This is a genomic window from Peribacillus sp. NPDC094092, from assembly GCF_050279365.1.
GTDB lineage: Bacteria > Bacillota > Bacilli > Bacillales > DSM-1321 > Peribacillus.
Genome location: NZ_JBNNUC010000001.1, coordinates 1792012 through 1806346 on the forward strand (window position 1 = coordinate 1792012; position 14335 = coordinate 1806346).

Sequence of the window (14335 nt, forward strand, 5' to 3'; positions counted from 1 at the left end):
ACCTTTAATTAACCATGGTGTCCATGTCAGCTTTACCCTTTACATCTTGCTTTACTTCACTTTCGTTCTTGTGGTCATTCTTGGAACTTAGGAAGGTAATCGCAGTGATGACGACAAAACTAGTAGCAAGACCGTACAGAATTGGTTGAGTGGAGGAAGGTCCTTTAACCACCAATCCCGCAATAATAACGATCATGCTGGCCAGAATGGAGTAAAATGCCGCTGTGGCCGTGACCCTTTTCCAAAAGAAACCAAGGATGATCGGAAAGAACACAGCACCGGATAAAATTGCGTAAGCTACATCCAATGCAACTAAAATATCTTGAATCCATATCGAAACGATTATGGTCAATACACCAATCGTTAAAGTTGTAATTCGGGATGTTTTTAAAAATTGTCGTTCACTCATTTTTGGACCCATATATTTTTTAATGATGTCATTAACGACTAAAGTGGACGAAGCAAGCAAAGTTCCTGAAGCTGTGGACATTAGGGCAGATACCACACTTGCAATGACAACCCCCAATAGACCAGCAGGTAAAGTTACCAACGCTATGCTGGTAAATGCATTTTGTGGATCGCCTAAATCGGGAAGGATTATAAAAGCGCACATTCCAATGATACTGATTGCAATCGCATAAAAAACACTATAAAGTCCCGCTCCAACCGTTCCGCCACGTGAAACAGCTTTGGTTCGCGCGGTAAAAAGTCGCTGCCAAATATCTTGTCCAACAATCACCCCTAAAGTAAACAATAGGAAATATTGAAAAATTGTCTCACCGCCAATGTTGCCTAACTCGAAATGTGAAGCAGGGAGACTTTCTTTAAGCGAACCCCATCCGCCTGCCTTGGAGATGCTCATCGGAAGCATGATAAAGAAAATACCAATCGTCATGATGACGAATTGCACGACATCAGTCATGGTGACTGACCACATACCTCCTAATATCGTATAAAATAAAACGATTCCACCTCCGACTATCATGGAAACCGTTAAGTTCCAGCCAGCCAAAACATGTAAAATCGTCCCCATCCCGATCACTTGCGTTACTGTCAGCATGAATGTATAGATAACAGAGACAAGGGCACTGATCAATCTAGTCTGAGAATTGTAGCGCTTCTCAAGCATTTCACTGATCGTCAATACTTTTAAACTAAATATCTTATTTGTTAAAAACAACCCGATAGCGATAATGCCGAGACCGATCATCACCACTAGCCAAATACCGGATATCCCAAACTGATAACCTAACTTTGCTGTTCCTAGAGTAGAAGCCCCCCCTAATATCACAGCAGCTAAACAGGATAAATACATAAAATGACCAAGATTGCGTCCTGCCACAATGAAATCATCTGCCGTTTTTGCCCGTTTCGATCCGATTACTCCCACAATGATTAAAACAGAAAAATATAGAATCATGATCGATATATCCAAAATATGCATTTACACATCTCCTTTTGGGCTTATTCTGTTCTTATCGCGTTGTAAAGAAGGAAGGGATTTCACTAATACCTTCCTTCTTCACAGTAAAAAATGAGGAAATTAATTGTTAAGCTGGGTCTCTAAATCTTCGAATCTCTCTTTTTTCTCCAGTTTCCCTTTTTTTGCGAGAGCGATGAGTGTGATGAATTCATAGACAATATTAGCGGCTGCGGCAGCCGTGATTTGTCCGTGATCGTATGATGGTAAAACCTCAACAAGATCGAATCCAACAAAATCTATATCCGTCAATCCCCTCACTAATGCTAAAGCATCATCAATGCTGGCTCCGGAAACTTCAGGGGTACCCGTTCCTGGAGCATAGACCGGATCTAAAAAATCTATGTCAAAAGATAAAAACACCGGACCATCCGCAATACGCTCATGAATGACCCTTAGCATCTTTTCGACCCCGATACGTTTATAATCGTTTGTCGTATAAACGTCCAAACCTAAATCCCGGGCATCCTGAAGATCTTCCGGTCCATACAGACCGCCCCTCATACCAATTTGAAGAGATCGTGATACATCGATGAGACCCTCTTCTATCGCGCGGCGAAAAACGGTTCCATGATTATACTTTTGATCAAAATAACTATCCCAAGTATCAGAGTGAGCATCGAATTGAAGCAGGGCAACTGGACCATGTTTTTTTACGATCGCACGTAACTCCCCTAGCGTAATGGAATGATCGCCCCCCAATGAAATGGGAATGATTCCTTTTTCAATGACTGGGGTAAGTTCTTCTTCGATCTTTTTATATGTTTCAGAAATATACCCCGGAATGATCGGAATATCCCCATAATCAATTCCTGATATATAGTCAAAAATATTAATATCTTGTTCTGGATTATAAGGACGTAATAGGATTGAAAAATCGCGAATCGCTTCCGGTCCGAATCTCGCACCCGTTCTAAATGATTGCCCGGAATCAAAAGGAACTCCCGTAATGACAAAATCCATATGTTCATCTACCCGTTCAACAAATGGGAGCCGCATAAACGTACGCACTCCACAAAAACGGGGTGATTTGAATGAGTCTTTCGGTTGATACTTCATCATGTAACATCCTCCTAAATTCTATTTTGCTATTATTTTTCAATACACTGCGATGGCAGATGTCATACAAACTTCCATCTTTTCAAATAGAATGGACATATATAACACCATGTTTGGAAATTCTCTTCTTACCTTTTACATAAGCAAGATTCAGGCCAAGTATTTCGCTGCGGTATATAGAGCTTTTCATTAATTTTTTTCATCAAATGATTAAAGACTTAATCATTTTCTTGTTTTTTAATTTAATTTTTGATTATTTAGACTATTTGATTTATATTTTAATTAAATAGCATCCCAAAACAGAAAGGAGCGGAACTTATGTACGACGATATGCTGGAGGAAGAACTAAATAAGATCATTGAAACATCGAATAATAACATTCTCATTACCGATCAAGATGGAATCATTTTATATTCCAACCCAAAGCTTTGGGAGATTTATGGTATGAAAAGTGACTCTTATATCGGTACCTCCGTCTATCAATTAGAAAGCGAGGGCCTTCTCGCACCTTCAATCAATGCGATTGTTTTAAAAGAAAAGAAAGCAAAGCGCATAATGCAAGAAACGAAGACGGGTCATGTTGTCATGTCGACTGGCTATCCCATTTTTAATAAGGAAGGACTTCTCGTCAGGGTAATCAGCTATGGTCAGGATCAAACCGAGATTCTGCAATTGCAGGATCAATTTGAGCAATTGCAACGTAAAGTAAAAGGCTATCAAACGGAAGTCGAGGATTTAAGGGAAAAGGAAATGGATTACCATTATATGATTGCGAGAAGTAATGAAACGAAGCATATTTTAAAAACGATCCATAATGTTTCAAAAACCGATGCCACGATTCTCTTATTAGGACCTTCCGGGGTAGGGAAAAGCACTTTTGCCCGTGCTGTTCATGACCAAAGCAATCGAAAGAAAGAACCTTTCATCGAAGTGAATTGCAGCACGATACCTGAAAGTTTGTTTGAATCGGAAATATTCGGCTATGAACCGGGATCATTTACAGGGGCAAATAAACAAGGGAGGCAAGGCCTGATTGAGCAGGCTGACAGCGGAACTCTTTTCTTGGATGAAATCGGGGAACTCCCACTTGCCATGCAAGCTAAATTACTGAAAGTATTACAGGAAAAAAAGATAAAACGCATCGGTGGAAAAAAAGAAAACCATATTAACTTCCGCCTGGTTGCAGCAACTAATCAAGATTTGAAGGAGATGGTAAGTGAAGGTAAGTTTAGATTGGACTTATTTTATCGATTGAATGTGATTCCCATCCAAATTCCGGCATTACATGAACGAAAAGAAGATATCCCTCTCTTAATTCAGCATTACTTACAGAAAACCAGTGATAAATACCAGAAATTCAAAAAAATCCATCCATCGACTTATGAAGTTTTGACTCATTATCATTGGCCCGGAAATATACGGGAATTGGAAAACTTGATTGAACGGTTAATCCTGACCATCGAAGAACCAATTATATTTCCCGAACACCTTCCGCAATCCATTACAGGGCAAATCGAACAGCCTGAAGACTCCACCTTCCTTGCAATCGAACAGGATTGTGAAGAAAATTTCGATTTAAAGAAGACACTGGAAAAGGTTGAAAGGCAACTGATTGCAAAAGCATGGAAAAAGTGTAAAACCACATACGAAATGGCAGAACATTTGGGCATCAGCCAGCCAACAGTCATCTATAAATTAAAGAAATACAAAAAGTATTTATAAATTCCTCTGGACTGGAATCCACTAAAAGTGAAATCTTTGAATCGAAAATAAGGAAAATTATAAAGCCCTAAACATTCAATCAAAAAATCCACATTCAAGATGAATGGGATTCATAACTATCATTTACGTTTTCATATTATTAAGGCTAAAGCTAATTAATCAAACGAATGATCGTCTGTAACACCTGTTAGCGACCATTCACAGGAACGGTAAACACAGTGTTGGCTCCATTCACTGTGAATGATCCTGGAATTTGGTTACTTATAAGCAGAAACCGGTTGCCCCTACTATTCCTGTTGGACCGGTTTCACCTGTTATTCCTATCGCTCCTGTTTTCCTTGCTTTAGACTAATAACTGGAAAAACCCTCTTGGTATGCTTTGTCCCGAATATGGTTTTTTCACATCTTAGCCGACATGCAAAAAGGCTCCCATATAAGGAAGCCCTTCACTTACTAACATAGCGATCTTGCCAAACATTTTAATGTTTTCAAGGTTCTTTCCAATTTGGAACCGCAAGATTCACGGATGGTGAACACCTAACCTGGCTCACGAATCTTCATCTAAATCCCAGTTGGGACCGTTCTTGGTTTCGGATAAACGACCACTACTTTAAAGACATCATAATGATAGTTTTAAATATAATACCTCTAAACTTAATTGACTCTATCTTCAGGAACTTCCTGCTCTCCCACTCTCACTTTTCCATAAAAGTCACCAATTCTAAAATAATATTTTACTATATCATCAGAATAGGAATAACGTAAACCAATGTTTAGATGATCCCATAAACAAAAAGAGGCACCCATAATGGGAGCCTGAATTTTAGTGAAGGTAAGCTATTGTATGTGAACGGCACCCATTCCGCATCCCTATGCGACGCGATAGTTGAGAAATGGGATATTCCACCCAGTAACTTAACTTTTCTGATGTACGGAATGTAAAAAAAGGCCAGTCCGTTATTTCACTGCCTTTTTAATAGCCTTCACTTCATATAATGATCCTTCCGAATTGACGATATATTCAGGCTTTGGCTTACCCAGGTTTGCTTTATGTCCTGCGATATGGGCTTCACTCTTTTCCCACTGCTTCCAATACGCCTCCGACTCCCAATTGATCATAATGATGACCTCTTCATCGCCGCGTCGCACTTTTTTCACCATCACACTTAAATCGATGAACCCCTCCTGCTTTTCAATGATCCCTTCCCCACTGAACCGATTTACTACTTGTTCTGCATTTCCTTCTTTTACAACCATTTTTCTCATCTGAACGAACAATATGAACAACTCCAATCGATATACTAATAATGAATCATTTTAGTCGATAACGATTCTCATTGTCAATTATTACGCCTTTGACTTGAGTGCCTCAGAACTCCAAATCCCGAAAAACAAAATAAAAAATGAATCAGGAAGTCATGCAGATCTTCCTGACCCATTTTCTATTGTCATTCACCTTTTATCTTTAAGACTTTTGGGAACATAGTCATTCAGTTTGTTAAATAAAGAAGTAATGTAGGAGCTTAGTTCAAATCGATCCTCCTGAACAAATTCAATTAACGACACTCCATCCTTTTTCATGTCTTTTCCCCCTTTTAGTCATTATCCCGGTGCATGAACATTTCAGTCACTAATACCTATACCTGTGTATCTGCATTCGTTCACTTCCATCTACTCTCCATCGTTTTCTTTATTCGATTATACAAGAAAGCGCTTACAATGTAAAATATTATAATCCTATAGATTGCTATTTAATTAGATTGTTCCAGTTTTATAAAGCTCCCTCTTCGTCATATTTAAATTTTCAAGCCATGCTGGCTTTTATGTGCACTTTCAATATCATCACTACTTGTCTTTTCCACAGTGAATGGAATTTCATGAAATGCCCTTCAATATTTCAGTTAAACGAAGGAACTCATCCTTATCTCGATTTCTTAATGAGTCATCGATTTCTTTTTCGATTTGTGCTCTCCGGTAATCACTAAGGGCCTTTTTTAGTACCATTTCAGCCATCTCTTCAGGTTCAAGCGATGTTCCTGGCAATTGCTTCTCCATACGAAACCAACTCCTTAACCTTTTTTCTATTATACTAAATAACTTGGAGATTATTATTATTTCTTGAAATCTTATCCTTTCTTCTTTTTCATTTCCTTATCCACATGATTGCCACTTTGCCACTCCTCTATACATAAAAAATTCTAAATGTTTTGAGTTTTATCCCTCCTAAGTTAAAACTTTTCATTTGACCCGGTAAGATTAAATCCTTATTCCCATTACTTTAGAATGAATTATAGGCCAATACAGGTGATGAGAGCTAAGTTATTCGCTTCATTTTTTCAGAAAAATCAGAAATATATTGACCAGTATGGATAAGGCCTCTAAAATAATCTAAATAATCCATTTTTTTACTTATATTCCTGAAGCATCATTTTTGTTCATTTCAGCTTTATTTATTGCTGTTAACAATTTTGATGAAATACTACGCATTAGAGGAGCATTTCCATGAAAAAAAGTCGAGTTCTTTTCGCTAGTTTAGCTGGTTCCGTTATTGAGTGGTATGATTTCTATTTATACGGGACAGCAACAGGCCTAGTTTTTACAACTCTATTCTTTCCCAATCATGATCCTGCGATTTCACTTCTGCTCGCCTTTGTCACTTTCGGGGCTGGTTACGCTGCCCGTCCAATCGGAAGTATCCTATTCGGTCATATGGGTGATCGCATCGGACGGAAAGCAGCACTCATGTTCACCCTTATTGGTATGGGAGGGAGTTCAATGCTTATCGGTGTTCTGCCCACATATGCCCAGGTTGGGCTGGCCGCCCCAGCCATCTTGGTGTTGCTGAGGTTGATCCAAGGAATTTCCTTGGGAGGTGAATGGGGCGGAGCCATCCTATTGGCAACGGAATCTGCTCCAAAGGGTGTCCGTGGGTTATATGGATCCATTCCCCAACTAGGGGTCCCCATCGGTTTGGTTGCCGGTTCGTTCAGCCTAACCCTTATCAGTTCCTTGACAACCGATGCCCAATTTTTAGCTTGGGGTTGGCGGATTCCATTCCTTTTAAGCGGTGTACTGATCGCATTGGCGATCTGGGTAAGGAGCGGCATTGAAGAAACGCCGGAGTTCCAGCAGCAGAAAGCTAGCGGCGATCTTGCGAAAGTTCCCATTATTGAAACATTGAAACACGATTGGAGAAGTGTGCTGCAAGTGATCGGACTAAAAATCGGGGACGGGTTCTTCAATGTATTCATCATGTCCTATGTGCTCGTCTTTACTACACTGTATTTCGGTTATTCCCAAGATACAGCCCTTACCGGTTTAACGATTGGATGCGCTACAATGCTAATTACCATCCCTGCCATTGGTTACATTTCAGATTTCATCGATCGGAAAATCATCTATTTTGGGGGCCTGATTCTCCTTTTCATCTTGGCCATCCCATATTTCACAATGATTGGGCATGGGGCCGGCTGGTTCTACATTATGCAGGCAGTTGTACTCGGCGTCATCTGGGGAGCCATTTTTTCTACACAAGGAACATTATTCTCGGAGCTCTTTCCAGCCAAGGTCCGTTATACTGGATTATCTGTCGGTTATCAGGTCGCGGCAGCCATTGCAGGTTTCGGTCCGCTCATCTGGACTGCCATGGCGGAATCATATGGCCCATCCCCTTTGGTATTTGGCGGATTCATGATGGCAGGTCTCGCAATTTCAATGGCTCTTTGTATAGTATCATCGCATTTCAGCAGAAGGATTGAAAAGGATCAAACACTCAAATCACATGAGCTGGATTTAAACTGATTTTAAAATCCCTGGCATGAGTAATAACAGAGGCTGCACGTCCTATCACTCGGACGAGCTGCCTCTGTTTTTTAGAACGCTTATACCTCACTATACTTCCTTGCTTCCTACAATCTCCAAAAGATCAGTGAGCGCCCGGATTTCATAGGTGGGCTCAATTCCCAGATTATTATCCTTTAGATGGGGATTGTACCAGCATGTATCCATTCCATAATTCAAACCACCCTGTATATCTGATGTCAAGGAATCACCCACCATCAACACTTTCGATTTATCCGTGATCTTTAGCTTGGAACATGCATAATCAAAAATCCCTTTATCAGGCTTCTGAAACCCAGCCTCTTGGGAAATTATCAAAGTCTCAAAAGTATTGCAAAGGGGTGACCCCCCGATTCTTTCTGTCTGCACTTTCGTGAAGCCATTTGTTATAATGGCGAGCCGGCATCCTCCAAGCTTCTCGCAAACCTCTAAAGCCCCGGGCAGAAGATGTATTTCCTTTCCCAAATGTCCAAGGTACGCACGGCTGAATGCATCCGCATCAATATCAAGTCCATGCTTCAGGAACAGACGATTGAACCTTTCCACTCCCAGATTTGTTAAATCAATAAGCCCCTGTTCCAAATCCCTCCATAATACCTGACTGATTTCTTGGTAGCATCCCGCATAATCCTCCGCCCCTGTGGGTAAACCGAACTCCAGAAAGACTTCATGCAGTGCCTTTTTTTCCGATATTCCAAAGTCTAGCAATGTATCATCAACATCAAATAAGATAATCTCGTATTTCATCGCTGCCTCCATAATCATTTTAGTCCAACTTAACACATTTCCTTTGATTACGTATTGATTATGCAAATTCATGGTAAATATATAAAAAAGGATAGCATCAAATGCTATCCTTTTTTGTATGGTTCTTTAAGTACACCCCAATTCTTTATCGATAGTCATAGAAGATCTAAGCGAATAGGACGGTTTCTAAAAGACCGCGCTTCCTTTGATCAAGATGTGATTATTCGTTTAACCGGCTCTTCTTCCTGAATCATTTGTTGGTCTTTTCTTGTGAAAGCACTTACAGCCAGCATGACGATAAGATTAAAGGTAATGGCGACGATTCCTATGTCAAGATCCTGGATGAAATGTGGTGCCTTCGGTAATATAGTTGCCATTGTTGCCTCTGTCAGAGTAAAGTAGGCGACCAAAACCACCCCTAAAATCATCCCTGCAGCGGCACCCGCTTTACTTACCGGATTTCTCTTAAGCAAGCTGAATACTAAAGGAGGGAAAAGTTGCAGGACAAAACTGTAAGCCATGGTCAGTAATGCAATCATCGTATTACCTCCATAGAATGTAAAGATTACGGAGACCAAAGATACGATTGGAACAAATATACGGGTTAGTTTGGCAAGCTGTTCATTCGATGTGCCAGGCTTGACGGCTTTAAAAATATTCTTTGATAAAATCGTCGCTGCCGTCAAAATCAACATCGAGCATGGTACAAGGGCTGCAAGCATGCCTGCTGCCCCGACAACGCCAACAATCCAGGGCGGGAAAGCATCTTTCGCGATTTTAAATAAGGCAAGGTCCGTATCTCCGCCTTGTAGATTCGGTATCTGCAAAACCGCCGTAAAACCGATGAAAAGAATGAAAACCAGAATGATTTGATACAGAGGTAAAATGGCAGAATTTTTCCTGAGAGCTGATTCATTTTGGGAAGATAAACTCGCTCCAAAGCAATGCGGCCACATATATTGGCCCAATGCGATGGTCAGGCAAAGAGAAATATACCAAGAGATGCTAAACCCTTCATCCGGAAGCAATAAGAATCCCGGTTTTGTTGCATCTAGCGTTTCGAACATTGGTTGTATTCCGCCGAAGTAATGTATTGGCAAATAAATGCCCAAAAACACAATTACGACAAGAATGAGGATATCTTTCAATACTGCCGTCCAAGCCGAACCGTGAATACCTGACACATATACAAAAACAGTTACGCAGAGCATTCCGATCCAAACAGCAACCGTTGGGGGAATCAACCCATATGATGCTTCGGAAACGATGATTTGAAAGCCTTTTAATTGTAATACGATATAGGGGATCATTGATAGGACCCCAATAACAGCAACCAGAAGTCCCAATGGCTTACTATTATACTTTTTTGTGAAAAAGTCAGATTGCGTCAGCACATTATGCTTTTTCGCATAGCGCCAAATAGGGGGTAAAATCCAGAAAGGAACGATGTAAGTAAGAGCGCAAAATATATAGATAGTGGGACCGCCCATACGGTATGCCGCTCCGCTGGCGCCAAGAAACACAAAAGTCGAAAACATCTCCCCTGCCATCAGAACGAACATGATTAAAGAACCGAAGTTCCTTCCCCCGACTGCCCACTGGTCAAGCTTCATTTCGCGCCCCTTTTTTGCGCGGATACCTAAGTAAAAAGCCAAAACAAGAGTCATGGTGATGATTAATATGGAACTGTTCATTTATTCTCCTCCTGTCTATCACAGATCACACTGCTAATATAAAGGCAGATGGATGTCAAAATAAGCCATGCTGTGGACCAAAAGATAATGAAAGGCAAACCGAATATATATGGCTCCACACGGTTAATCACAGATAATGAGCCAATCGCGGGTATGATACTGAGCAGCACAATGATTTTCTTCAAATTGAAGTCCCCCTCTTAATAAAACTGTTAATGAAACGACTGTGAAAGCGCTAAAAAAATGGGTCATGCACCTTGTTCCTTAACCACCTTAACTTCACTACTAACTTCAAAAAAATAATAATATTGTAAATTTTCGAACTACTATTTTCATTTTCCTTCTAATTAAGGTTACAGGTCGGATTCCAGTGTAATCACCTTTCCTTGGCTTACATATAGCATAAGAGACAAAATTATGCATCATCTGTTATGTCATTTCCTTATGCCAGGAATCTATTATAATGGATGAACTTAACCCCCTTCCTTTTATTATTTGCAAGAGTTATGCCAATCGCTTTTATTCATAACCATCCATCCTATAACCTATTAATGCTAGTGATTTAAGAATCCCAATGGCCTTATCATTTTGTTTTTTTAATATTGATCATCTGATTCCCGAGTTTTAATCACCTCACCTGAATTGTTTTTAACTCATTAAACAGGTGACAATGTTGAAAACCAAACATAAGAAAGTCTCCTCCCTGCAGTTATCATCATTTTTCAATGCTAGGAATGATTGGCAATATAATGTGAGAAGGAAATTCCCTGCTATGATAAATCGTTTGTCTGGCCGTTTTTGCTTCACTGCTTTCAATCATTGATTTCCCTGTATTCGGGTTGGGGGCATATTGTGGGAAACTGCTTGATGAAATTTCAAGCAGGATTCGATGATCTGGAAGAAAGACATTGCTTGTAGCCCACAAGTTAATTTCGTATTCAACGATTTCCCCATTCAGTTCTTTTTCAGCTCGATGGCCGTTCCGGTATTTTGCGTTGACGATTCCCTCGGTTAAAATAATCGCTGTGCCATCCGGTGATTCATCCACAAGCTTTGCAGTAAAATCAGTATCCGCTGCGTCAGTTGATGCGAATAACTTCACTTTAACCGGGCCTGTTACTTCAAGTGCTTCTTTCAATGGCTCAGAAGTATAAACAAGCACGTCGTTCCGTTTTTCGATTTCGCTCTGATCATACGGCCCCATTGTAAGTGGGCCTGAAAAAAGTGTAGCTCCACCCTTTGTCGGTACAGGGTTTTGGGGATCATATATATATGAATCCGTCTTTTCGCCCTCCTGCTCATTTCTGCTTAAGCGCCCATCACCCATTTTCGTATTCGCTTTTCCATTACTGTGCAAATAATAACTCGTATATTCAGTCCGTTCAAGCGGCCATTCCATTTCATCACGCCATACATTAATCCCCATTACAAATATTTTTACGGGTGGTTCCTTCTCAATGCCATTATCGATGCCTTTCAGCCAGTGATTAAACCAGCGAATATGAAGGTTGGTAATATCTTCTCCAAGGTTAATCCAATCCCCGGACGCGTGCACTCCAAAAGAGCGTTCACCCTGAACTGCGGAGAAAAGGCCATGGCTCCATGGACCAACAATTAGTTTTTGAGTATTGTTCAGTTGGCCATTCACTTTGTTCATTTCCACGTAATTTTCCAGAGTGGGGCCGATAAAACAATCATACCAACCGCCCAAATGAAAAGCAGGCAGCTGAATTCCATCAAATTTTCCAGTAATACTTGAGTTCTGCCAAAAGGTTTCGTCCTCGATTGGGTGATTCAAATGTTCAAAGAAAAAGTTATCTTCGTCCAGAACCTTTAATGGCGGCCAAGCATTGATAGGTGCATATGCATACCATTCCTTAATATTGTTAAGGGAGTCAGCAAGCATTCGAAATGCTGAAATTCTTCTTTCCTTATTTTTTTCATACTTCCGCTTCAGCAAATCAGGCACAATCGATTCCAATGTCCATGTTTCAAAAAGGCCGAGAGCAAAAGCCCCATTACGATAAACCGTTCCATTTCTTTGGTCATTCAGCGTCATTGCCGGAAAAATGGCGATTAAGTGTGGAGGTTTTTTTTCTGCTGCAAGCAGCTGCGTATATCCATAATAGGATAGGCCAAACATGCCCACTTTCCCCGTGGAATACGGGAGTGAAGCCGCCCATTCCACTGTATCGTATCCATCATCCGCTTCCTGGCTGAATGGCCGGAATTCTCCTTCTGACTGAAATCGTCCTCTCACATCCTGAATGATGACAACGAATCCATTTTCAACAAGACGATTGGTGTCCAGATAACGATGGGAATAAAGCGGTAAGTCCTTACTGTAAGGAAGCCTGGTCAATAACACCGGAAAACGCCCAGTCAACTTAGGTCTGTATACATCCGCATAAAGTACGGTGCCGTCCCTCATCGTGCATGGGACATTTTTTTCGACAACTATTTCAACTTTTTTCATCATGACCGCTCCTCTTAGCTATACCATTGATTTGAGTTACTTTTGACTTTGAATGAATGATTCCCCTTCCGTATTCCTTTCTTAAAAACAAAGAGACCAAGCGCTTTTCTTTCCAAGCCTTGGCCTCTTCCTTTTTTATAAACGATTGGCTTAACACTTGGGTGCATCATATATTCCAATGACCATTCAGTATATTGAATGATCCTTTATCAATTCACATCAGACCTTGGATAAAATGATTGACTCGATGATATCCGTTACCCGGTCCCCCACCTCGGAAGTGGATGCCGTGCCATTCATATCGGGTGTGAGCACCCGGGCTTCCAACAACAGTTGCTCAATCGCATCAAGAACAACCTTACCATGTGATTCATAGCCAAAAAAGTCGAGCATTTGGCTTGCTGACCAAATGGAGGCAAGTGGATTTCCGATACCTCTGCCTGCAATGTCAGGAGCTGAGCCATGAATTGGTTCGAACATCGATGGGAATTCCCTTTCAGGATTAATGTTGGCACCGGCAGCAAGGCCGATTCCTCCAGCAAGCGCAGCTCCTAAGTCTGTTAAAATATCACCGAACAGGTTCGAAGTGACAACGACCTCAAAGCGCTTCGGGTCTTTGATCATCAGCATTGCCGCTGCGTCGACAAGGTATGAAGCCGTTTCGACTTCGGGATATTCCTTGCTGACTTCTTCGAATACTTGATCCCAGAAAACCATTGAATAATTCAGGGCGTTGGCTTTAGAAATGCTCGTGAGCGATCTGCCTTCTTTTTTCGCGGTTTCAAAAGCATAACGGATGATCCTTTCCGTCCCTTTACGGGAAAACACCCCGTTTTGCAGAACAACTTCATGTTCCTGCCCTTTAAACAGCCAATCTCCTGCGCCTGAATATTCACCTTCACTGTTTTCGCGAATGAACAGCATATCAATATCTTCGCGTTTCACATCAACGAGAGGCAAATGAGCCCCTTTTAATAATGTCACGGGCCGGATATTGACATACTGATCAAAACTTTTACGGATTTTCAATAATAGCTCCCATAGTGAAATATGGTCCGGAACACCCGGAAACCCGACTGCTCCCAAATAAATCGCGTCAAACGCTTTCAGCTTTTCGATTCCATCATCATCCATCATTCTACCATTTTCGGCATAGAATTCGCAGCCCCATGGGAAGTATGTGAAATCCAATTGAAAACCTGAATCCAGTTCAGCCACCTTTTTTAATACCTTTATGCCTTCATTAATCACTTCAGGGCCAATGCCATCTCCTGCGATGACCGCAATTTTGAATTGGTTCATAAATGATCTCCTCGT

The 14335-nt window shown here is 40.9% G+C and carries 12 protein-coding genes; 2 read left to right on the forward strand and 10 right to left on the reverse strand.

Translation table 11 applies throughout. The annotated features are described in order from the left end of the window. Positions 1-4 precede the first annotated feature (4 nt). Positions 5-1444: a sodium:solute symporter gene (locus tag ACQKNS_RS08535; protein ID WP_427642027.1), complete on the reverse strand. Its 1440-nt coding sequence runs from the start codon at positions 1442-1444 to the stop codon at positions 5-7. A 99-nt stretch (positions 1445-1543) separates the two neighbouring features. Continuing rightward, positions 1544-2542, reverse strand: coding sequence for an agmatinase (gene speB / locus ACQKNS_RS08540; protein WP_427642028.1), 999 nt, complete (start codon positions 2540-2542; stop codon positions 1544-1546). A gap of 315 nt (positions 2543-2857) precedes the next feature. Here speB and ACQKNS_RS08545 point away from each other — a divergent pair, with 315 nt between their 5' ends. Continuing rightward, positions 2858-4261 (forward strand): sigma-54 interaction domain-containing protein, encoded by a 1404-nt coding sequence (locus ACQKNS_RS08545; protein ID WP_427642029.1) that lies wholly within the window; start codon positions 2858-2860, stop codon positions 4259-4261. 957 nt (positions 4262-5218) lie between these two features. On the opposite strand, the gene ACQKNS_RS08550 is transcribed toward ACQKNS_RS08545, so the two are convergent. The 3 genes from ACQKNS_RS08550 to ACQKNS_RS08560 form a co-directional block, all read right to left on the reverse strand. After that, the gene (locus ACQKNS_RS08550; protein ID WP_427642030.1) at positions 5219-5539 is read right to left on the reverse strand and encodes an antibiotic biosynthesis monooxygenase; all 321 of its coding nucleotides are present in this window, start codon (positions 5537-5539) and stop codon (positions 5219-5221) included. A gap of 174 nt (positions 5540-5713) precedes the next feature. Next, positions 5714-5842: a hypothetical protein gene (locus tag ACQKNS_RS08555; RefSeq protein WP_260287369.1), complete on the reverse strand. Its 129-nt coding sequence runs from the start codon at positions 5840-5842 to the stop codon at positions 5714-5716. Positions 5843-6136: 294 nt separating this feature from the next. Next, a complete protein-coding gene (locus ACQKNS_RS08560) occupies positions 6137-6316 on the reverse strand; it encodes an IDEAL domain-containing protein (protein ID WP_427642031.1) in 180 nt (59 codons plus the stop codon). A 447-nt stretch (positions 6317-6763) separates the two neighbouring features. On the opposite strand from ACQKNS_RS08560, the gene ACQKNS_RS08565 reads away from it, so the two are divergent. After that, positions 6764-8062, forward strand: coding sequence for an MFS transporter (locus ACQKNS_RS08565; protein WP_427642032.1), 1299 nt, complete (start codon positions 6764-6766; stop codon positions 8060-8062). 90 nt (positions 8063-8152) lie between these two features. Here ACQKNS_RS08565 and ACQKNS_RS08570 read toward each other — a convergent pair whose 3' ends face one another. The 5 genes from ACQKNS_RS08570 to ACQKNS_RS08590 all read right to left on the reverse strand — a co-directional run bounded on the left by ACQKNS_RS08570 (position 8153) and on the right by ACQKNS_RS08590 (position 14320). Continuing rightward, positions 8153-8848 (reverse strand): YjjG family noncanonical pyrimidine nucleotidase, encoded by a 696-nt coding sequence (locus ACQKNS_RS08570; protein ID WP_427642033.1) that lies wholly within the window; start codon positions 8846-8848, stop codon positions 8153-8155. A 209-nt stretch (positions 8849-9057) separates the two neighbouring features. After that, positions 9058-10542: a sodium:solute symporter family protein gene (locus ACQKNS_RS08575; RefSeq protein ID WP_427642034.1), complete on the reverse strand. Its 1485-nt coding sequence runs from the start codon at positions 10540-10542 to the stop codon at positions 9058-9060. Then, a complete protein-coding gene (locus ACQKNS_RS08580; RefSeq protein WP_427642035.1) occupies positions 10539-10727 on the reverse strand; it encodes a DUF3311 domain-containing protein in 189 nt (62 codons plus the stop codon). Before ACQKNS_RS08580 ends, ACQKNS_RS08575 begins: the two co-directional genes overlap by 4 nt. A 530-nt stretch (positions 10728-11257) precedes the next feature. Further along, entirely contained in the window at positions 11258-13021 is a 1764-nt protein-coding gene (locus tag ACQKNS_RS08585) for a CocE/NonD family hydrolase (protein WP_427642036.1), read from the reverse strand. A gap of 216 nt (positions 13022-13237) precedes the next feature. Beyond that, positions 13238-14320: a tartrate dehydrogenase gene (locus tag ACQKNS_RS08590; protein ID WP_427642037.1), complete on the reverse strand. Its 1083-nt coding sequence runs from the start codon at positions 14318-14320 to the stop codon at positions 13238-13240. Positions 14321-14335 lie beyond the last annotated feature (15 nt).

Bases quoted from the DNA above. Each gene is read 5' to 3' on its own strand.
- ACQKNS_RS08565 (WP_427642032.1), top strand. From the start codon at position 6,764: ATGAAAAAAAGTCGAGTTCTTTTCGCTAGTTTAGCTGGTTCCGTTATT.
- ACQKNS_RS08535 (WP_427642027.1), bottom strand. From the start codon at position 1,444: ATGCATATTTTGGATATATCGATCATGATTCTATATTTTTCTGTTTTA.
- speB (WP_427642028.1), bottom strand. From the start codon at position 2,542: ATGATGAAGTATCAACCGAAAGACTCATTCAAATCACCCCGTTTTTGT.
- ACQKNS_RS08590 (WP_427642037.1), bottom strand. From the start codon at position 14,320: ATGAACCAATTCAAAATTGCGGTCATCGCAGGAGATGGCATTGGCCCT.
- ACQKNS_RS08575 (WP_427642034.1), bottom strand. From the start codon at position 10,542: ATGAACAGTTCCATATTAATCATCACCATGACTCTTGTTTTGGCTTTT.
- ACQKNS_RS08585 (WP_427642036.1), bottom strand. From the start codon at position 13,021: ATGATGAAAAAAGTTGAAATAGTTGTCGAAAAAAATGTCCCATGCACG.
- ACQKNS_RS08555 (WP_260287369.1), bottom strand. From the start codon at position 5,842: ATGAAAAAGGATGGAGTGTCGTTAATTGAATTTGTTCAGGAGGATCGA.
- ACQKNS_RS08570 (WP_427642033.1), bottom strand. From the start codon at position 8,848: ATGAAATACGAGATTATCTTATTTGATGTTGATGATACATTGCTAGAC.
- ACQKNS_RS08560 (WP_427642031.1), bottom strand. From the start codon at position 6,316: ATGGAGAAGCAATTGCCAGGAACATCGCTTGAACCTGAAGAGATGGCT.
- ACQKNS_RS08545 (WP_427642029.1), top strand. From the start codon at position 2,858: ATGTACGACGATATGCTGGAGGAAGAACTAAATAAGATCATTGAAACA.